Origin of the sequence: Nonomuraea basaltis, assembly GCF_005893125.1 — a bacterium.
Classification (GTDB): domain Bacteria; phylum Actinomycetota; class Actinomycetes; order Streptosporangiales; family Streptosporangiaceae; genus Nonomuraea; species Nonomuraea basaltis.
In genome coordinates this window covers 15,591-35,258 of the sequence record NZ_VCJS01000056.1, presented here as the reverse complement: position 1 = coordinate 35,258, position 19,668 = coordinate 15,591, and the positions used below count along the sequence as shown (strand labels likewise).

The following is a 19,668-nucleotide window of genomic DNA, read 5'->3' as shown; positions in this document are numbered from 1 at the left end:
ACCGGCGCGTGGGCCGCCGCTCGCCGGGAGGCGCTCGCATATCCTGGCCGGGTGCCCTGACCTGCGCACGAGCGGGAGGATCGCCGATGTCCCTTGAGCTCGACCTCGTGCCCGGCGGCCTCGTACGGGCCATCGAGGAATTGCCGCTGGTCGATCACCACGTGCACGGCGTGTCGGCCGTCGACCTGTCGCGCAAGGCGTTCGAGGAGCTGATCACCGAGTCCGACCGGCCGGTGCCCGAGTGGATGACGCAGTTCGACTCCCAGGTGGGGTACGCCATCCTGCGCCACTGCGCCCCCGTGCTCGGCCTCGACCCGCATGGCACGCCGGAGGCGTACCTGGCCAGGCGGGCCAGGCTGGGCGTGGACGAGGTCAACCGGCGGCTGCTCGCCGCGAGCGGCGTCGGGCACTTCCTCGTCGAGACCGGCTACCGCGGCGACGAGGTGCTCGGCCCGTCCGGCATGGCCGAGGCGACCGGCGTGCCCGCCGACGAGGTGGTGCGGCTGGAGGCCGTGGCCGAGCAGGTGGCGGAGAGCGGGTGCGCGGCGGGTGCGTTCGCCGGGCGGTTCGAGGAGGCGCTGTGGGAGCGCACCCGTACGGCCCGCGGGCTCAAGACCATCGCCGCCTACCGGCACGGTCTCGACTTCGACCCGGCGCGGCCGAGCAGCGAGGAGGTCGCTGAGGCGGCCGGCCGCTGGTTCGCCGAGGGCGGGCGGCTGGCCGATCCGGTGCTGCTGCGGCACCTCATCTGGACCGGGCTCGACCGGGGCCTGCCGCTGCAGTTCCACATCGGGTACGGCGATCCGGACGTGGACCTGCGCCGGTCGGACCCGCTGCTGCTGCGCGGGCTGATCGAGCTGGCCGAGCCGGCCGGGGTGCCGCTGCTGTTGCTGCACTGCTATCCGTACCAGCGGCATGCCGGATTTCTGGCGCAGGCGTACCCGAACGTGTACTTCGACGTCGGGCTGGGCGTCACCTTCACGGGGGCGCGGAGTGTGGCGCTGGTCGCGGAGAGCCTGGAGGCGGCGCCGTTCGCCAAGATCCTTTTCTCCTCCGACGGCTGGGGACCGGCCGAGCTGCACCACCTCGGGGCGGTGCTGTGGCGGCGGGCGATGGCCCGGGTCGTGGGCGGGTTCGTGGCCGAGGGGGAGTGGTCGATCGGGCAGGCGGCGCGGGTGGCGTCCATGGTCGGCGCCGAGAACGCCCGCCGCGTCTACGGCCTGGGCCCGGGTACATGAGACTTTCAGTACGGACACAAAACTCATAGCTGCCCAAAATGCTCTCGAAGCTCTAGGCTCGGCGACGATGGATCTCGAAACTTTCGCCCCCGGTTCGGGCCGACTCGAACCCCGGGCGGCACTCCGCTCCGACGCGCCCGCCCTCGACCTCAACGGGACGTGGCGCTTCCGCCTCTCACCCACCGCGAACGTCCCCGAGGACTTCGCCCGCCCGGATTACGACGACGCTGCCTGGGGCGATCTGCCGGTCCCGGCCCACTGGCCGCTGCACGGTCACGGCGCGCCCGCGTACACCAACGTCGACTTCCCGTTCCCGATCGATCCGCCGCACGTCCCCGACGAGAACCCGACGGGCGACTACCGCCGCGCGTTCGACCTGCCCGAGGGCTGGACGGGCGGCCGGCTGCGGTTCGAGGGCGCCGACTCCTTCGCCAGGGTCTGGCTCAACGGGCACGAGCTGGGCTTCTCGACCGGCAGCAGGCTGCCGGTCGAGTTCGACGCGGGGCCGTGGCTGCGCCCCGGGCGCAACGTGCTGGCCGTGCGGGTGCACCAGTGGTCGGCCGCCAGCTACCTGGAGGACCAGGACATGTGGTGGCTGCCCGGCATCTTCCGGGACGTCACACTCACCCGCTCCACCGCCGACGTCTTTGTGCACGCCTCTCACGACGGCACGCTCAGCTTCGAGGGCGAGGGGGGTCTGCTCAGCATCCCCGAGCTCGGCGTCGCCGGCCTCGAGCCGGGCACCGAGGTCGCGCTCGACGTCGAGCCGTGGACGGCGGAGACCCCGCGCCTGTACGACGCCGCCGTGACGTTCCCGGAGGAGACGGTACGGCTGCGCGTCGGCTTCCGCACGATCTCCATCGTGGACGGCGTGCTGCTCGCCAACGGCCGCCCGCTGCTGCTCAAGGGCGTGAACCGGCACGAGTTCCACCCCGAGCACGGTCGCGCGGTCCCGTACGAGACCATGCGCGCCGACGTGCTGCTGATGAAGCGGCACAACGTCAACGCCGTCAGGACCAGCCACTACCCGCCCCACCCCGCCTTCCTCGACCTGTGCGACGAGCTGGGCCTGTGGGTGATCGACGAGTGCGACCTGGAGACGCACGGCTTCGGCGAGGTCGACTGGCGCAGGAACCCCACCGACGACCCGCGCTACACCGACGCGCTGCTCGACCGCATGCGCCGCATGGTCGAACGGGACAAGAACCACCCCAGCGTCATCATGTGGTCGCTCGGCAACGAGGCCGGCGTCGGCCGCAACCTGGCCGTCATGGCGGACTGGGCGCGCGAGCGCGACCCGTCCCGGCCGATCCACTACGAGGGCGACTGGTCGTGCGCGCACACCGACGTCTACTCGCGCATGTACGCCTCCCACGACGAGGTCGAGGCCATCGGCCGCCTCGCCGAGAGCCCGCTGGACGATCCGGAGCTGGACGCGCGGCGGCGCGCGATGCCGTTCCTGCAGTGCGAGTACGCCCACGCCATGGGCAACGGGCCCGGCGGGCTGGCCGAGTACCAGGAGCTGTTCGAGCGGTATCCGCGGCTGGCCGGCGGGTTCATCTGGGAGTGGATCGACCACGGGATCGCACACCCGGACTTCGAGTACGCCTACGGTGGCGACTACGGCGAGCCCGTCCACGACGGGAACTTCGTGATCGACGGGCTGGTGTTCCCGGACCGCACGCCGTCGCCCGGGCTGGTCGACCTGAAGAAGGTGTTCGAGCCGGTCAGGTTCGAGTTCGGGGACGGGGTCGTGCGGGTCGTCAACCGCTACGACTTCCGCGACCTGACCCACCTGGAGTTCGTCGCCTCCGTGGAGGTGGAGGGCGAGCCGGTCGCCTCGTACCGGCTCGACGTGCCCGCGGGGGGCGGCGAGGTCAAGCTGCCCGACCTGCCGGGGCCGGAGGGGGAGCGCTGGCTGAGCGTCCGCGCCGTGCTGGCCGGCGATCAGCCGTGGGCGGAGGGAGGGCACGAGGTGGCGTGGGGGCAGACGCTCCTGACGCCGCCCTCGCCTCGGACCGCCTCGGCGTCGCTGGTCACGTTCGTACGGGACGGCGGCGAGATCGTCGCCAGTGGGTCGGCCTTCGACGCGGTGACGGGGCGGCTCGTCAGGCTGTTCGGGCTGGAGGTCGAGGGGCCGCGGCTGGACCTGTGGCGGGTGCCTACCGACAACGACAAGTACGGCGGCCTCGAAGCCAAGTGGCGCGCGCTCGGCCTGCACCGGCTCACCCACCGGGTCGACGACGTCGGGCTCGGCGACGGGCTGACCGTCCGTACCCGGGTCGCGCCCGCGGCCACGGACCTCGGGATGCGGGCGACGTACCACTGGACGGTCACCGGGGAGGGCGGCCTGCTGCTGAGCCTCGACATCGAGTCCGAAGGCGACTGGCCCGACCCGATCCCGCGGCTCGGCGTCACCATGACGCTCCCCGGGACCGCCGCCGACCGGGTCACGTGGTTCGGGCGCGGGCCCGGCGAGGCGTACCCGGACACGGGCATGGCCGCGCGGGTCGGCCGCTGGACGGCGACGGTCGACGAGCTGCAGACGCCGTACGTCTACCCGCAGGAGAACGGCCACCGGGCCGACGTGCGGTGGGCCGGCTTCGGCGCCTTCAAGGTGTCCGGTGATCCGGTGTTCGGGATGACCGCGCGCCGCTGGAGCAACGACGAACTGGCCGCCGCCCGCCACCGGCCCGACCTGGTGCCGGGGGACCGGGTGCACCTCCACCTGGACGCCGCCCACCAGGGCATCGGCACCGCCACGTGCGGTCCGGGCACGCTGCCGAAGTACGAGCTGAGAGCCCCACGCCAGGCGACGCTCACCCTCAGGTTCGACCCGGCCTGAACGCGAACGCCGGGTCCCGCACACGACGGGACCCGGCGTGAACCGTGGGTGCGGCCGGATCCCGTGTGATGCGGGACCCGGCCTGCTCCATCAGGAGCACGCGGCTCAATCGGGCACGGCGAGGATCGTGCCGGCGCCCACCGTCAGCCCGCCCTCGCGGATCGCGAAGCCGAGCCCGGGCTCGAGCGCGACCGCCTTGCCCAGCTCCACCGTCACCTCCACGGTGTCGCCCGGCCGGGCGGGCTCGTCGAGCATCAGCTCACCGGGCACGTCCGTCGTCCGCAGGTAGAACTGCGGCCGGTAGCCGGTCGCGATCGGCCTGCGACGCCCGCCCTCCTCCGGGGTGAGGAGGTAGACGCGGGCGGTGAACGACGTACGGGCCCGCTGGCTGCCCGGCTCGGCCAGGACCATGCCCCGCCGTACCTGGTCGCGGCGCACACCGCGCAGCAGCACGGCGGCGTTGTCGCCGGCCTCGCCCCGCTCCATCGTCTTGCCGAACGTCTCGACGCCCGTCACGACGGCACCGAACCCGCCGCCGAACCCGGCCGCCTCCACCGTGTCGCCGACGCGGACCGTGCCGCGCTCGATGGCGCCGGTGACGACCGTGCCGCGGCCGGTGACCGTCAGCACGTTCTCGACCGGCATCAGGAACGGCGCGTCCACGTACCGCACCGGCACCGGGATGTGCTCGTCCACCGCCTGGAGCAGCGCCTCCACCGACGCCGTCCAGACCGGGTCGCCCTCCAGCGCCCGCAGCCCGGACACCCGGACCATCGGGACGCCGCGGTAGCCGTGCTCGGCCAGCAGCTCCTGCAGCTCGAGCTCGACCAGGTCGGTCAGCTCCGGGTCGGCGCCGTCCGCCTTGTTGACGGCCACGACCAGGTGCTCGACGCCGACCCGCTTGGCCAGCAGCACGTGCTCGCGCGTCTGCGGCATGATCCCGTCGTGCGCGGACACGACGAGGATCGCGCCGTCGAGCTGCGCCGCCCCCGTGATCATGTTCTTCACGTAGTCGGCGTGGCCCGGCATGTCGACGTGCGCGTAGTGCCTGGTGGCGGTCTCGTACTCGACGTGCGAGATGTTGATCGTGATGCCCCTGGAGGCCTCCTCCGGGGTCCGGTCGATCCGCTCGAACGGCGTGTACGTGGCCTGCCCGCGCTCCGCCAGCACCTTCGTGATGGCGGCCGTCAACGTGGTCTTGCCGTGGTCGACGTGCCCCATCGTGCCGATGTTGAGATGCGGCTTGTTCCGTACATAAGCCTGCTTGGCCATGGTTCCTTCTCTTGAGACCTGGTGCCGTGTGACCCGTGCTCGGGGCCGACAACCTCCCCCCGCCGGGTCACCTCAGGACTCACGGGAAGAGGTCAGCGCTCCAGGCCGCCGCAGGCACGCTCGAACGCGCCCGGCACGGCGGGCGGCGTCAGGTGAGCGCGCAGGAACATGAGGAACATAGTGCGATCATCAGCACGCGACCGCAACGGATTATTCCGCCCAGGCAGGCCGCCTGATGCGCACCCCGGAACCGGCAAGCCTGCCGGCCGCCTCAGCCGAAGCGGCGTCAGCGCTCGTCGACCAGGACCTCGATGGTGTAGTCCTGGGCGCGATAGCAATGGTCGCCGTGCTCCACGGCGTTGCCCTCGCCGTCGAACGCGGTGCGCGTCATCGTGAGGACGGGCTCGGCGGGCTTCAGCAGGAGGTGGAGCCGTTCCGGCGCGGTCGGGGGCCGGGCCCCGATCGACTGGGCGGCGACGACGGGACGCGCCCCGCGCTTCCGCAGCACCGCGTAGAGACCCGAGGACTCGAGGTCCTCCCGGGTGATGCCGTGGTAGGCCGGGGGCAGCCAGTTGCGCATGATGGCCAGCGGCCGGTCGGCGGAGAAACGCACCCGGACGATCGAGAGCAGCTCGGTGTCGGCGGGCAGGTCGAGCGCGGAGGCCACGCGCTCGTCACGCATCAGTTCGTGGCGCAGGACGGTGGTCGCGGGCAGGCCACCGGCGCGAGTGAGGTCGTCGTAGAGGCTGGTGAGCTCCGCGCGCCGGTGCACCTTGGGGTTCGCCACCGTGGTGCCGATCCCGCGCCGGCGCAGCACGAGGCCGCGATCGACCAGCTCCTGGATGGCCTGGCGCACCGTCGGGCGGGCGAGGTTGAGCCGTTCGGCCAGGGACATCTCGTTCTCGAGCTGGTCGCCGGGCTGGAGCCGGCCGCCGGCTATCGCCGCCCGGAGCTGCTCGGCGAGCTGGTGGTAGAGGGGCACGGGGGAAGAGCGATCGATCGTCACACCCACTTGAACTGCCACGAGGCGAGTGTACCTCCGCTCATGAATATGACGTTACGCAATGATGTCAGGACAAAGTCTTGACTCGAGCATTGTTAACAAGGCAGGCTTCACCACATCGCCGGCGGCCTGACCAGGAGTGGGCCATGGCGAGCGACGAATCAACGACGTGAATTGGACAGGACTCGAATGCGCATCGGGCTCGCGGGCGTCGGAAGGATAGGCGCCTTCCATGCCAAGACTCTGGCCGCTCTCGACTATGTCGACGAACTGGTCGTGACGGACGCCGACATCGAGGCCGCCGAGCGCGTCGGCGCCGAGCTCGGCCTCCAGGTCGCCCCGGACGCCGAGGCGCTGCTCGCCTCGGGCGTCGACGGCTTTGTGATCGCCACCGCCACGCCGGGGCACGCGCCGCTCCTGCGCCAGTCCATCGCCGCGGGCGTGCCGGCCTTCTGCGAGAAGCCCGTGGCGGCCACCCTGAAGGAGACCATCGAGCTGGCCGATCTCGTCGCGGCCGCCGGCGTGCCGGTGCACGTCGGCTTCCAGCGCCGCTTCGACGCCGGATACCGGCGCGCGCAGGCGGCGGTGTCGTCCGGCGAGCTCGGCTTCATCCACACCATCCGGGCCAACACCCACGACCAGGCCCCGCCGCACGCTGCCTACATCCCGTCCTCTGGCGGCATCTTCCGTGACTGCAACGTGCACGACTTCGACATCCTCCGGTTCGTCACCGGGCGCGAGGTGGCCTCCGTCTACGCCACGGGCGGCAACAAGGGCGCGGCCTTCTTCGCGGAGGCCGGCGACGTCGACACCGGCGGCGCCCTGCTGACCCTGGACGACGGCACGATCGTGCTGGTCTCCTCGACCCGCTACAACGGCGGCGGCCACGACGTCCGCATGGAGGTCTTCGGCGAGAAGGGCACGATCGCCGTCGGCCTGGACCACTCGCTGGCGATGCGCTCGGCGGAGGAGGGCGTGGACTTCCCGCGCGGTCCGCAGAAGTGGTCGTTCATGGAGCGCTTCCTCCCGGCGTACCAGGCCGAGCTCACCGCCTTCGCGGACGTCGCCCGCGGCGAGCGTCCTTCCCCCTGCACGGTCGGCGACGCGCTCGAGGCCTTCCGCATCGCGGAGGCGTGCGAGCTGTCGCGGGCGGAGCGCAGGCCGGTCGCACTCTCCGAGATCGAAGGGATCGAGAAGCCATGACCACCCCATCCACCCTGACGGTGGCGGACCGCATCGCCGGCGCGCCCATCTCGTGGGGGGTCTGCGAGGTCCCGGGCTGGGGCCACCAGCTCGACCCCGGCACCGTGCTGCGCCAGATGCGCGGGCTGGGCCTGGCCGCCACGGAGTTCGGCCCCGACGGCTTCCTCCCCGAAGACCCGCAGGCCAAGGCCGCGACCCTGGCGGAGTACGGACTGAAGGCGGTGGGGCAGTTCGTCCCGGTCGTCCTGCACGATCCGGGCCACGACCCCCTCCCTGAGGTCGAGCGCGCGATGGAAGGCCTGGTCGCCGCCGGGGCCTCGACGGTCGTCCTGGCCGCCGCCACCGGGCAGGAGGGCTACGACGACCGCCCGGCCCTCGACGAGTCCGGCTGGGCGACCCTGCTGGGCAACCTCGACCGCATCGCCGGCGCCGCCTCCGCCCGCGGTCTCGTGGCCACGCTGCACCCGCACGTCGGCACGATGATCGAGAGCGGCGAGGAGACGGCACGCGTGCTCGACGGCAGCCGCGTGGGCCTGTGCCTCGACACCGGGCACCTCCTGATCGGCGGCGGCGACCCCGTCGCGGTCGCCCGGCAGCACCCCGGGCGGATCGCCCACGTCCATCTGAAGGACGTACGGATCGACTGGGCGCGGCGCGTCCAGGCCGGCGAGGAGACCTACACCGGGGCCGTGGCCGGCGGGATGTACGTCCCGCTCGGCGAGGGCGACGTGGACATCGCGGCCATCGTGTCCGCCCTCGAAGGACACGGCTACACCGGCTGGTACGTCCTGGAGCAGGACACCATCCTCACCGGCGCGCCCGCCGAGGGCGGCCCGGACCCGGTCGCGGACGTGCGGGCGAGCGTCGCGCACCTGCTCGCCGTGGCGGGGGCGTGACCCCGATGGCGGCATACGACCTGGTGGCCATGGGCCGCTGCGGGGTGGACATCTACCCGCTCGACCACGGCGTCGGCCTTGAGGACGTGGAGCGGTTCGGCAAATACCTGGGCGGCAGCGCGACCAACGTCACGGTGGCCGCGGCCAGGTACGGCCGCCGGTCCGCGATCATCACGCGGACCGGCCGCGACCCGTTCGGCCGGTACGTCCGCCGGGCGCTGCGCGGCTTCGGCGTCGACGACGCCTTCGTCGCCGAGGTCGACGGCCCGCCGACACCGGTGACCTTCTGCGAGATCTTCCCTCCCGACCACTTCCCGCTGTACTTCTACCGGTATCCGATCGCCCCCGATCTGATGATCGAGGCGGACGAGATCCCGTTCGACGCCGTCCGCGAAGCAGGAGTCCTCTGGGCCACCGTCACGGGGCTGTCGCAGGAGCCGTCGCGCGCGGCGCACTTCGCCGCCTGGCAGGCCCGCGGCCGCCGCGCGCACACCGTGCTCGATCTCGACTACCGGCCCATGTTCTGGCCCGACCCCGGCGAGGCCGGCGCGCAGGTGGGCAAGGCCCTCGAGCACGTCACGGTCGCCGTCGGCAACCGGGAGGAGTGCGAGGTCGCCGTCGGCGAGACCGACCCGCGACGGGCGGCGGCCGCACTGCTGGAGCGGGGCGTGGAGCTCGCGATCGTGAAGCAGGGACCCAAGGGAGTGCTCGCGGCGACCGCCGGCGAGCGCGTCGAGGTGCCGCCGTTCCCCGTGACGGTCGTCAACGGCCTCGGCGCCGGCGACGCCTTCGGCGGCGCCCTCGTCCACGGCCTGCTCAGCGGCTGGGACCTGACCCGCATCCTGCGGTTCGCGAACGTGGCGGGCGCCATTGTCGCCGGCCGGCTCGAATGCTCCAGCGCCATGCCCACGCAGGCCGAGGTCGAGACCCTGCTCAGCGGACAGGAGGCGGGGCGATGACCCAGACGTCGAGCCCGAGCCGTCCGGGCATCGCCGAGCTGACGGAGATCCGGGTACGCGAGCCGTGGCGGATCACCGAAGGCTGGGCTGCCCGCAGGCGGCGCGATCTGGCAGGCGTGGACGGCAGGCTGATGATCGTGGCCGCCGACCACCCGGCCCGCGGCGCGCTCGGCGTGCGCGCGGACCGCTGGGCGATGGCCTCACGCAGCAACCTGCTGGAGCGGCTGGCGACGGCGCTGTCGCGCCCGGGTGTGGACGGCGTGCTCGGCACCCCCGACATCCTGGACGACCTGCTGCTGATGGGCGTCCTGGAGGACAAGGTCGCGATCGGGTCGATGAACCGGGGCGGCCTGCAGGGCGCGGTCTTCGAGCTGGACGACCGCTTCACGGCCTACACCCCGCAGGAGATCGCCGTCCGTGGCCTGGAGGGCGGCAAGATGCTCACCCGGATCTGCCTGGACGATCCGGGCACGGTGGCCACGCTGGAGGCGAGCGGCCGGGCGATCACCGAGCTGGCGGGGCACGGTGTCATGGCGATGGTGGAGCCGTTCCTGACGGTCCGCCGTGAGGGCCGGGTGCACAACCTGCTCGATCCCGGCTCGACCATCACCTCGATCCACATCGCCGCCGGGCTGGGCGCCACCAGCCGGCACACCTGGCTGAAGCTCCCCGTGGTGGAGGAGCTGGAGCGCGTCATGGACGCCACGACGCTGCCGACCCTGCTGCTGGGCGGCGATCCCAGCGGCCATCCGGACGAGACCTACGCCGCGTGGGGCCGGGCGCTGGACCTGCCCGCCGTACGCGGGCTGGTGGTGGGGCGGGCGCTGCTGTTCCCGCCGGACGGCGATGTGGCCGCGGCCGTGGACATCGCCGCGGCACTCGTGCACGGAGCCGGATCATGAGGGGGCGGATCATGAACGACAACGAGCGCTGGGTCAGGCCGTACGGCACGGCCGCCGATGACGACTTCCAGGTGTCGATCACCGACGCCGTGCCCGGGTGGACGCACACGAGCCTGCGCGTGGCCACGCTGGCACCGGGGGCCCGGGTGGCCCTCGCCACCGGCGACAACGAGATCATCGTGGTGCCCCTGCGAGGCGGTGCGGACGTCACGGCGGTCGACCACGCCGGAGAGCACCACAAGGCCCGGCTCGCCGGGCGGGACAGCGTGTTCGCCGGTCCCACCGACGTCGCCTACGTCCCGCCGGGCACCAGCCTCACGATCGGCGCCGGCGACGGCCCGGCGAAGGTCGCCCTCTGCGGCGCGAAGGCGACCAAGCGGGCCGACCCGCCGCCGTTCCGGCACCTGGCGGCGGCGGACGTACCCGTCGAGCTCCGCGGCGCCGGCACGGCGTCGCGCGAGGTACGCAACTTCGGGGTCCCGCAGGTGCTCGACGCCGACTCGATCATCGCGTGCGAGGTGATCACGCCCGCGGGCAACTGGAGCTCCTACCCGCCGCACAAGCACGACGAGGAGCGCGACGGCGTGGAGACCGAGCTCGAGGAGATCTACTACTTCGAGGTCCAGGCCGAGCCCGGCGCCCCCGAGGGCGCGGATCCCGTCGGCTACCAGCGCGTGTACGGCACCGCGGAGCGTCCCATCGACGTGCTCGCCGAGGTCCGCACCGGCGACGTCGTCCTCGTTCCGCACGGGTGGCACGGCCCCGCCATGGCCACGCCCGGCTACGACCTCTACTACCTCAACGTGATGGCCGGTCCCGGAACGACCCGGGCCTGGCTGATCTGCGACGACCCCGCGCACGGCTGGGTGCGCCAGGCGTGGGCCCAGCAGGACGCCGATCCCCGACTGCCGATGGGAGGACCCCGATGAGTGCCGAGAGGGTCGCGGACCCGGCGACGATCGGCAGGGTGCGCCTGACCGTGGGCCAGGCCGTCGTACGCTTCCTGGGCGCCCAATGGAGCGAGCGCGACGGGCACCGCCAGAGACTGTTCGCCGGATGCCTGGGGATCTTCGGCCACGGCAACGTCGCGGGGCTGGGCCAGGCGCTGCTGCAGGACGAGCTCTCCGGCGAGGGTCCTGACCGGCTGCCGTACGTGCTCGCCCGCAACGAGCAGGCCATGGTGCACACGGCCGTGGCCTACGCGCGGCAGAAGGACCGCCTCCAGACCTGGGCCTGCACGGCGTCCGTCGGCCCCGGCTCGACCAACATGCTCACCGGCGCCGCGCTCGCCACCGTCAACCGGCTCCCGGTGCTGCTGCTGCCCTCGGGCACGTTCGCGACGCGGGCGGCTGGGACGGTGCTGCAGGAGCTGGAGGTGCCGTACGCCGCGGACGTCACCGTCAACGACGCCTTCCGCCCGCTGTCGCGCTTCTTCGACCGGGTCACCCGGCCGGATCAGCTGCCCTCGGCGCTGCTCGGCGCCATGCGGGTGCTGACCGACCCGGTGGAGACCGGGGCGGTGACGATCGCGCTGCCGCAGGACGTGCAGGCCGAGGCGTTCGACTGGCCGGTGGAGCTCTTCGCCCCGCGCGTCTGGCGGGTGGGCCGGCCCCTCCCTGAGGTCGCCGGCATCGAGGAGGCCGCGGCGCTCATCTCCGCGGCCCGGCGGCCGATCGTCGTGGCGGGCGGCGGCGTGCACTACTCCGGCGCCGAGCAGGCCCTGCGGGCGTTCTGCGAGGCGACCGGCATCCCGGTCGGCGAGAGCCAGGCCGGTAAGGGCTCGCTGCCGCACGAACACCCGCAGGCGATGGGCGCCGTCGGCTCGACGGGCACCACCGCCGCCAACGCGCTCGCCAGGGAGGCCGACCTGGTCATCGGGATCGGCACCCGCTTCAGCGACTTCACCACCGCTTCGCGCACCGCCTTCCAGGACCCGGCCGTCCGCTTCGTCAACATCAACGTCGCCCGCTTCGACGCCGGCAAGCACGCGGGCCTGCCGATCGTGGCCGACGCCCGCGAGGCTCTCGCCGCGCTCACCGCGGCGCTGGAGGGCTACCGCGTGGACCTGGACTATCGCGAACGCCAGGCCACGCTGTGGCGCGAGTGGGACGCCCGGGTGGAGGCGGCCTACAACCCGCCGGCGGAGGTCACCGGCGCGCTCGCCGACGGCGTGCTCACCCAGGGCACCGTGCTCGGCTGTGTCAACGAGCTGTCCGACCCCGAGGACGTGGTGGTGTGCGCGGCCGGCTCCATGCCGGGCGACCTGCACAAGCTGTGGCGGGTCCGCGACCGCAAGGCCTACCACGTCGAGTACGGCTACTCCTGCATGGGCTACGAGATCCCCGGCGGCATCGGCGTACGGCTGGCCGATCCGGGCCGGGACGTCTTCGTCATGGTGGGCGACGGCTCCTATCTGATGATGCCGACCGAGCTGGTCACCGCCGTCCAGGAGCGCGTCAAGGTCATCGTCGTCCTGGTCCAGAACCACGGCTTCCACTCCATCGGCTCACTCTCCGAATCGCTCGGCTCCCAGCGCTTCGGCACCGGCTACCGCTTCCGCAACGAGACCACCGGCCGCCTCGACGGGGACCGGCTACCGGTCGATCTCGCCGCCAACGCCCGCAGCCTCGGCGCCACCGTGATCGAGGTACGCGACCGCAAGGCGCTCGAGCAGGCGATCAAGGACGCCAAGGCCGCTCCGGCGGACGGCGGCCCCGTCGTCATCCACGTCGAGACGGACCCGGCGGTGCACGCCCCGGACAGCGAGTCCTGGTGGGACGTACCCGTCAGCCAGGTCAGCGAGCTCGACACCACCCGCCGTGCCTACGAGGAGTACACGGCGCACAAGGCCGCGCAGCGCCCGCTCGTGGCGCCGCCCGGCAGCACCGAACCATGAGCCGGCCGCCCATCCGCGGTCTGCCGCACTGACGATCCCGCACTGGGGGGTGCGGGGACAAGGCCGCCTGCCACCGGCGGCACATGACACCAAACAGCACCGAACCACCCCCGATCCGTCCCCTTCCAGGTGGCGGATGAAGAAAGGCAGAAATCAGTGGCCCGTACATCAAGAATCGCCGTGCTGGTGACCAGCAGCGTGGCGGCGCTCGCGTTGGCGGCGTGCAGTTCCAGCGGAGGCAAGCAGGACACCGGCGAAGCAGCCGCGCCCGCCTCCGCCGCCGGCACGCCGACGATGACGGTCGCTTTCATCACCCACGCGGCCCCCGGCGACACGTTCTGGGACCTGGTGCGCAAGGGCGCCGAGGCGGCAGCCGCGAAGAGCAACATCGACCTGCAGTACCAGTCGGACCCGGACGGCGCGAACCAGTCCAATCTCGTCCAGTCGGCGATCGACAAGAAGGTCGACGGCATCGCGGTCACCCTGGCCAAGCCCGACGCGATGAAGGCCAACGTGGAGAAGGCCGTGCAGGCCGGCGTCCCGGTCGTCGCGCTCAACGGCGGCATCGACAGCTGGAAGAGCATGGGCGTCCTCGGCTACTTCGGCCAGGACGAGAAGATCGCCGGCGAGGCGGCCGGCGCGCGGCTGAAGCAGGACGGCGCGAAGAAGACGCTCTGCGTCATCCAGGAGCAGGGCCACGTCGGCCTCGAAGCCCGGTGCGACGGCGCGAAGGCCGGTTTCCCCGACACCGAGAAGATCTACGTCACCGGGACCGACATGCCGAGCGTGCAGGCGGCCATCACGTCCAAGCTCCAGCAGGACTCCAGCATCGACCGCGTGCTGACCCTCGGAGCGCCGTACGCGCTGACCGCCATCAAGTCGATCAAGGACGCCAACAGCTCCGCCAAGGTCGTCACCTTCGACACCAACAGTGATCTCGTGACCGCCATCAAGGACGGCCAGGTGGAGTGGGCGGTCGACCAGCAGCCCTTCCTCCAGGGCTACCTCGCGGTCGACAACCTGTGGCTCTACAAGACCAACGGCAACACCATCGGCGGCGGCCAGCCGACCCTGACCGGTCCCGCGTTCATCGACAAGACCAATGTCGCCGCGGTGGAGCAGTTTGCCGCCAACGGCACGAGGTGATGTGACATGACTGCTGCGGCCACCGAGCCGGGCAGGGCGGAGGCGGCCCGGGACGACCGGGTCGCCAGCCGTTCGCTCGCGGCACGGACACTGAGCCGGCCCGAGGTCGGCTCGCTCGTCGGCGCGATCGTGATCTTCGCGCTCTTCATGCTGGTGGCGGTGCCCTTCCGCAACGTCGCCAACGTCGGCACGATCCTCTACGGCGCCTCGACCATCGGTATCATGGCCGTCCCGGTGGCGCTCCTCATGATCGGCGGCGAGTTCGACCTGTCCGCGGGCGTCGCGGTGACGACCTCCGGGCTCTCCGCGTCGCTGATCGCCTGGAACTTCGGCCTCAACATCTGGGTGGGCGTCTTCCTGGCACTCGCCCTCTCCCTGGCCATCGGCGCGTTCAACGGCTGGCTGCTGTTGAAAACGGGCCTGCCGAGCTTCCTCGTCACCCTGGGCACCTTCTTCGTCCTCCAGGGCGTCAACCTCGGCGTCACGCGGCTGCTCACCGGCAACGTCGCCACCGCGGGCATCACCGACATGGACGGCTTCGCCAGCGCGCAGAGGGTGTTCGGATCCGAGATCGCGCTCGGCCCGGTGACCCTGAAGGTCACGGTGCTCTACTGGATCGTGCTGACCGCCGTCGCGGCTCACGTCCTGCTGCGCAGGCAGGTGGGCAACTGGATCTTCGCTGTCGGCGGGGACGCGCCGGCGGCCCGGGCGATCGGCGTCCCCGTGCGGGCGACGAAGATCGGTCTCTTCATGGCCGTGGGTTTCTGCGCCTGGCTGTCCGGCATGCACCTGCTGTTCCAGTTCAACACGGTCCAGTCGGGCGAGGGCATCGGCAAGGAGTTCATCTTCATCATCGCCGCGGTGATCGGCGGCTGCCTGCTCACCGGCGGCTACGGCTCGGTGGTCGGCGCCTCCATCGGCGCGCTGATCTTCGGGATGACCCAGCTGGGCATCAACTACGCCGGGTGGAACCCCGACTGGTTCAAGGCGTTCCTCGGCGTGATGCTGCTGCTGGCGACCATCGTGAACGTGTACGTCAAGAGGAAGGCGGATCTTCGATGAGCGCCGCGCCCGCCGCTCCCATCCTCGAGCTCGACAACGTCGGCAAGAGCTACGGCAACATCCACGCGCTGCGCGGGGTCAGCCTGAACGTCCGCCAGGGCGAGGTCACCTGCGTGCTCGGCGACAACGGCGCGGGCAAGTCCACGCTGATCAAGATCGTCTCCGGGCTGCACGACCACAGCGACGGCGTCATGAAGGTCGACGGCGACCCGTGCCGGTTCGGCTCCCCGCGCGCGGCCCAGGCCAGCGGGATCGCCACGGTCTACCAGGACCTCGCGCTCGCGCCCCTGATGTCGGTGTGGCGGAACTTCTTCCTCGGCTGCGAGCTCCGCAAAGGACTCCTGCGCGTCCTGGACATCGACCGCATGAAGCAGATCTGTCATGACGAGCTGGGCAAGATGGGGGTGGTCATCCCCGATCTGGACCGGCCGGTGGGCGGGCTCTCCGGCGGCCAGCGCCAGTGCATCGCCATCGCCCGGGCCATCTATTTCGGCGCCAGGGTGATCATCCTCGACGAGCCGACCGCCGCCCTCGGCGTCAAGCAGTCCGGTGTCGTCCTGAAGTACGTCGTCAAGGCCCGTGACGCCGGCCTCGGCGTCATCTTCATCACGCACAACCCCCACCACGCCTACCTCGTCGGCAACCACTTCGTGATCCTCAAGCTGGGCCGGGTCGTGCTCGACGCGCACCGCGACGAGCTGTCGCTGGAGCGGCTGACCGCGGAGATGGCCGGCGGCCAGGAGCTCCAGGAGCTCAGCCACGAGCTGCGCGCCGCGGAGCCGGGCAAGGTCGCCGCACCCGCCGCGGTGGAGCACGGCCACGTCGAGGCGCCCGAGCTCGGACGCGATGAGATCGAGGCCGTGCTGCACGAAGAAGAGGAAGAACAGAAGACGTGAGCCGATCGCCTCGCGCAGGCGTCGCCGACCCGGAAGGACGAGTACGTTGACCACCCGCATCACCCACCTCATCGGGGGCCGCTCCTGGGAGGGCTCCTCCGAGCGCACCGGCGACGTCAGCAACCCGGCGTCCGGCACGGTCACCGGTCGCGTGGACCTCGCTTCCGCCGAACTCGCCGGCGACGCCGTCGCGACGGCCAAGGCGGCCTGGCCGGGCTGGGCCGGCGCCTCTCTCGCCAAGCGCGCCCAGGTGCTCTTCGCGTTCCGCGAGCTCCTGAACGCGCGCAAGCACGAGATCGCCGCGCTGATCACCGCCGAGCACGGCAAGGTCCTCGACGACGCGCTCGGCGAGGTCACCCGGGGACTGGAGGTCGCCGAGTTCGCCTGCGGCATCCCGCACCTGCTCAAGGGCGGGTTCAGCGAGAACGTCTCCACCAAGGTCGACGTGTACTCGATCCGGCAGCCGCTCGGCGTCGTGGCCGTGATCTCGCCGTTCAACTTTCCGGCCATGGTCCCTCTGTGGTTCATCCCGGTCGCCATCGCCTGCGGCAACGCGGTGATCCTCAAGCCCAGCGAGAAGGACCCCTCCGCGGCCGTCGCCATCGCCCGCCTGTGGACCGAGGCCGGCCTTCCCGACGGGATCATGAACGTCGTCCACGGCGACAAGGAGGCCGTGGACGCGCTGCTCACCCATCCCGACGTGCGGGCCGTCTCGTTCGTCGGCTCCACCCCGATCGCCAGGTACGTCTACGAGACCGGCACCGCCCACGGCAAGCGCGTCCAGGCGCTCGGCGGCGCCAAGAACCACATGCTCGTCCTGCCCGACGCCGATCTCGACCTCACCGCCGACGCCGCCGTCAACGCCGGCTTCGGCTCGGCCGGCGAGCGCTGCATGGCGATCTCGGCGCTCGTCGCGGTCGACACCGTCGCCGACGAGCTCGTCGAGAAGATCAAGGACCGCATGAGCAAGCTGCGTACCGGCGACGGCACCCGTGGCTGCGACATGGGGCCGCTCGTCACCCGCCAGCACCGCGACAAGGTGGCCGGCTACGTCGAGGAGGGACTCGACGCGGGCGCGACCCTCGTCGTCGACGGCCGGGACGGGGAGTTCGACGGCGGCGAGGACGGCTTCTGGCTCGGCCCCACCCTGTTCGACCATGTCACCCCCGACATGTCCATCTACCGCGACGAGATCTTCGGCCCCGTGCTGTCCGTCGTCCGCGTGAAGTCCTACGACGAGGGCCTGAACCTCATCAACGCCAACCCCTACGGCAACGGCACGGCGATCTTCACCAACGACGGCGGGGCGGCGCGGCGCTTCCAGAACGAGGTGGAGGTCGGCATGGTGGGCATCAACGTGCCGATCCCGGTGCCGGTGTCATATTACTCCTTCGGCGGCTGGAAGAACAGCCTGTTCGGGGACACCCACGCCCACGGCACCGAGGGCGTGCACTTCTTCACCCGTGGCAAGGTCGTCACCTCCCGCTGGCTCGACCCGAGCCACGGCGGGCTCAACCTCGGCTTCCCGCAGAACGACTGACGGCCGAGTCCGTCAAGAAGGCCGCCCCGCGGGGCACGGGCGGGAGAGCGCGCCGCCGTCCCCCGCCGGGTGCGAGGGAGCTGTTCGACGCGGCGGCTGGGGGCGCGGCCGTCGAAGCCGACTCCGGAGTTCTCGTCGCACGGATCTCGCCCGCCGGCGTCAGCCGCTGAGCGCGCTGGAGAGGGTCACTACCGCGCTGACGAGGAGAGCCACCAACACCACCTTGCGGAAGCGCTCCGGATCGATACGGCTGAAGATCGCATTGCCGGCGAACCACCCCAACTGCACGACCGGCAGGCCCACCAACCCGATCCAGATCGACTGGGTGTTCACCTGGCCGGCCACGGCGAACCCGATCAGGCTGAGCACGCTGGTGCCGGCGAACACCGCCGCGAGGGTGGCGCGGAACTTGTGGGGGTCATAGCCCATGCCCTGGAAGGCAGCGACCATCGGCGGCCCATTGGTGCCGGTGGAGGTGGAGAGTGCGCCGGAGAGGAGGCCGACTCCCACCAGTATGGGAGTATTCCCGTGGACCTTTACGCGCCGCCACACCATCACTGTGCAGCCCAGGACTCCGACCCCGATCAGCACCGTGAGCGCTTGCTCAGACGCCACTGCGTACACCCAGAGGCCGAGTGGCATGCCGAGCACAATGCCGACCATGGCAATCATGGCCACTTTCCACTCGGCGTGGTGACGCTGACGCACGGCGATCGTGACGGTCATGGCCAGGGCGGACAGTGTGGTGGCCACCACCGCTGTATGAGGGTCGACCGTGAGGGCCAGCAGCGGAGTGGCGACAAGGGCATACCCGAATCCGGTCACCGCGTGCACCGTTGAAGCGATCAGGATGATCACGGCGGCGGCAAGCAGCGTGGACACCTGCCACACTTTGCCATAGATCTACTGAAATGAACCAGTATTCTCGGAAAAATTGACCGCTGGCGGTTGGTGTGGCGGTATGTGGATACCGTCCGGATCGGCGTTAGGCTTCGGCAAATGGTTGGTGAGGCGTTTCCTCGCACTTCGTCAATTGGCGTCAATAGGAGCGAATGACGTGGGTGGTCAGGAGCCTGCGAGTTACACAGTCAGCCCGGCACTCGATGGTGACCAGGCCGTCATCTTCGTTCCCGGTCTGGGAGGCCGGACGAAGTTCGTGGACCGGTGGAACGAGCCGGGTTGGGAACCTGTCATCCGCCGGGCCAACTGGAGCGAGCCGATGAGCGTGCCCTCCATTGACGAGCGCGGCGCGGCGCTTGCGTCCCTCATCGCGCACTCCGGTGCCACGGATGTCGTGCTTGTGGGCCACAGCATGGGTGGTCTGGTCTGCCTGGAGGCGGCCAAGCACCTGGAGCGACAGCTTCGCGGTACCGTCGTCATGTGTCAGTACCCGCCGCATCGCACGCCCCTCTCACCTCTGGCGGAGCTGCCGGACCGGGCGTTGGCCGAGGAGCTCGAGGCGCCGCCACACATCATGGACACGGCGGCTCTGCCGGAGTACGCACGTCTCTGGCGGTCTGAGTACCAACTGCTCAATCGCTATCTGGAGACAGATCCGCGCCCGCTGCTCAACGCGCCGATGGTCGCGGTCGGCGCCACGGATGATGCGAGCTCCTGGGACACCGAGTGCCTCAATGACTGGAGCCATTACACGACGGAGTGGCTGTCGGTCCACATGATCGACGGCGGCCACCAGATCGTCGAGCAGCTGCCCCCCGAGACTCTTCGCGAATGGGTCAGGAAGGTTCGTGGCTGAACACTGCCCGACCGGGAAGAGAGCACTCGAAGACGTCGTTCCTGATGACCCTCA

At 71.1% G+C, this 19,668-nt stretch carries 16 protein-coding genes; 13 read left to right on the top strand and 3 right to left on the bottom strand.

Annotated features, from left to right (window positions below; translation table 11 throughout):
- The first annotated feature begins 86 nt into the window (after window positions 1-86).
- Both EJK15_RS25750 and EJK15_RS25745 read left to right on the top strand, forming a co-directional pair.
- Window positions 87-1,238, top strand: coding sequence for an amidohydrolase family protein (locus tag EJK15_RS25750; RefSeq protein ID WP_138713038.1), 1,152 nt, complete (start codon window positions 87-89; stop codon window positions 1,236-1,238).
- Window positions 1,239-1,305: 67 nt separating this feature from the next.
- Window positions 1,306-4,083: a glycoside hydrolase family 2 TIM barrel-domain containing protein gene (locus tag EJK15_RS25745; protein WP_138713037.1), complete on the top strand. Its 2,778-nt coding sequence runs from the start codon at window positions 1,306-1,308 to the stop codon at window positions 4,081-4,083.
- 105 nt (window positions 4,084-4,188) lie between these two features.
- Here EJK15_RS25745 and tuf read toward each other — a convergent pair whose 3' ends face one another.
- Together tuf and EJK15_RS25735 are read right to left on the bottom strand one after the other, a co-directional pair.
- A complete protein-coding gene (tuf, locus tag EJK15_RS25740; protein WP_138713036.1) occupies window positions 4,189-5,355 on the bottom strand; it encodes an elongation factor Tu in 1,167 nt (388 codons plus the stop codon).
- Window positions 5,356-5,641: 286 nt separating this feature from the next.
- Window positions 5,642-6,379 carry a GntR family transcriptional regulator gene (locus EJK15_RS25735; RefSeq protein WP_138713035.1) on the bottom strand — a complete coding sequence of 246 codons (738 nt, stop codon included), beginning with the start codon at window positions 6,377-6,379 and terminating at the stop codon, window positions 5,642-5,644.
- 168 nt (window positions 6,380-6,547) lie between these two features.
- On the opposite strand from EJK15_RS25735, the gene EJK15_RS25730 reads away from it, so the two are divergent.
- The 10 genes from EJK15_RS25730 (at window position 6,548) to EJK15_RS25685 (ending at window position 17,858) form a co-directional block, all read left to right on the top strand.
- On the top strand, window positions 6,548-7,561 hold the full coding sequence (locus EJK15_RS25730) for a Gfo/Idh/MocA family protein (protein ID WP_138713034.1): 1,014 nt from the start codon (window positions 6,548-6,550) through the stop codon (window positions 7,559-7,561).
- Window positions 7,558-8,457: a TIM barrel protein gene (locus EJK15_RS25725; protein WP_138713033.1), complete on the top strand. Its 900-nt coding sequence runs from the start codon at window positions 7,558-7,560 to the stop codon at window positions 8,455-8,457. The genes EJK15_RS25730 and EJK15_RS25725 overlap by 4 nt, the downstream gene beginning before the upstream one ends.
- Window positions 8,458-8,462: 5 nt before the next feature.
- The gene (gene iolC, locus EJK15_RS25720; RefSeq protein ID WP_138713032.1) at window positions 8,463-9,416 is read left to right on the top strand and encodes a 5-dehydro-2-deoxygluconokinase; all 954 of its coding nucleotides are present in this window, start codon (window positions 8,463-8,465) and stop codon (window positions 9,414-9,416) included.
- Window positions 9,413-10,318: a Cgl0159 family (beta/alpha)8-fold protein gene (locus EJK15_RS25715; protein ID WP_138713031.1), complete on the top strand. Its 906-nt coding sequence runs from the start codon at window positions 9,413-9,415 to the stop codon at window positions 10,316-10,318. The genes iolC and EJK15_RS25715 overlap by 4 nt, the downstream gene beginning before the upstream one ends.
- Window positions 10,319-10,329: 11 nt before the next feature.
- Window positions 10,330-11,247, top strand: a complete 918-nt coding sequence (gene iolB, locus EJK15_RS25710; RefSeq protein ID WP_138713054.1) for a 5-deoxy-glucuronate isomerase — start codon at window positions 10,330-10,332, stop codon at window positions 11,245-11,247.
- Window positions 11,244-13,214: a 3D-(3,5/4)-trihydroxycyclohexane-1,2-dione acylhydrolase (decyclizing) gene (gene iolD / locus EJK15_RS25705; RefSeq protein WP_138713030.1), complete on the top strand. Its 1,971-nt coding sequence runs from the start codon at window positions 11,244-11,246 to the stop codon at window positions 13,212-13,214. Before iolB ends, iolD begins: the two co-directional genes overlap by 4 nt.
- Before the next feature lie 180 nt (window positions 13,215-13,394).
- On the top strand, window positions 13,395-14,360 hold the full coding sequence (locus EJK15_RS25700; RefSeq protein ID WP_240777203.1) for a sugar ABC transporter substrate-binding protein: 966 nt from the start codon (window positions 13,395-13,397) through the stop codon (window positions 14,358-14,360).
- Between the two features lie 6 nt (window positions 14,361-14,366).
- Window positions 14,367-15,422, top strand: coding sequence for an ABC transporter permease (locus EJK15_RS25695; protein WP_138713028.1), 1,056 nt, complete (start codon window positions 14,367-14,369; stop codon window positions 15,420-15,422).
- Window positions 15,419-16,318, top strand: coding sequence for an ATP-binding cassette domain-containing protein (locus EJK15_RS25690; RefSeq protein WP_138713027.1), 900 nt, complete (start codon window positions 15,419-15,421; stop codon window positions 16,316-16,318). The genes EJK15_RS25695 and EJK15_RS25690 overlap by 4 nt, the downstream gene beginning before the upstream one ends.
- 46 nt (window positions 16,319-16,364) lie before the next feature.
- On the top strand, window positions 16,365-17,858 hold the full coding sequence (locus EJK15_RS25685; RefSeq protein WP_206061109.1) for a CoA-acylating methylmalonate-semialdehyde dehydrogenase: 1,494 nt from the start codon (window positions 16,365-16,367) through the stop codon (window positions 17,856-17,858).
- Window positions 17,859-18,017: 159 nt separating this feature from the next.
- Here EJK15_RS25685 and EJK15_RS25680 read toward each other — a convergent pair whose 3' ends face one another.
- A complete protein-coding gene (locus EJK15_RS25680) occupies window positions 18,018-18,740 on the bottom strand; it encodes a sulfite exporter TauE/SafE family protein (protein WP_171074529.1) in 723 nt (240 codons plus the stop codon).
- A gap of 175 nt (window positions 18,741-18,915) precedes the next feature.
- Here EJK15_RS25680 and EJK15_RS25675 point away from each other — a divergent pair, with 175 nt between their 5' ends.
- The gene (locus EJK15_RS25675) at window positions 18,916-19,614 is read left to right on the top strand and encodes a thioesterase II family protein (RefSeq protein WP_171074528.1); all 699 of its coding nucleotides are present in this window, start codon (window positions 18,916-18,918) and stop codon (window positions 19,612-19,614) included.
- The last annotated feature ends 54 nt before the right edge of the window (window positions 19,615-19,668 follow it).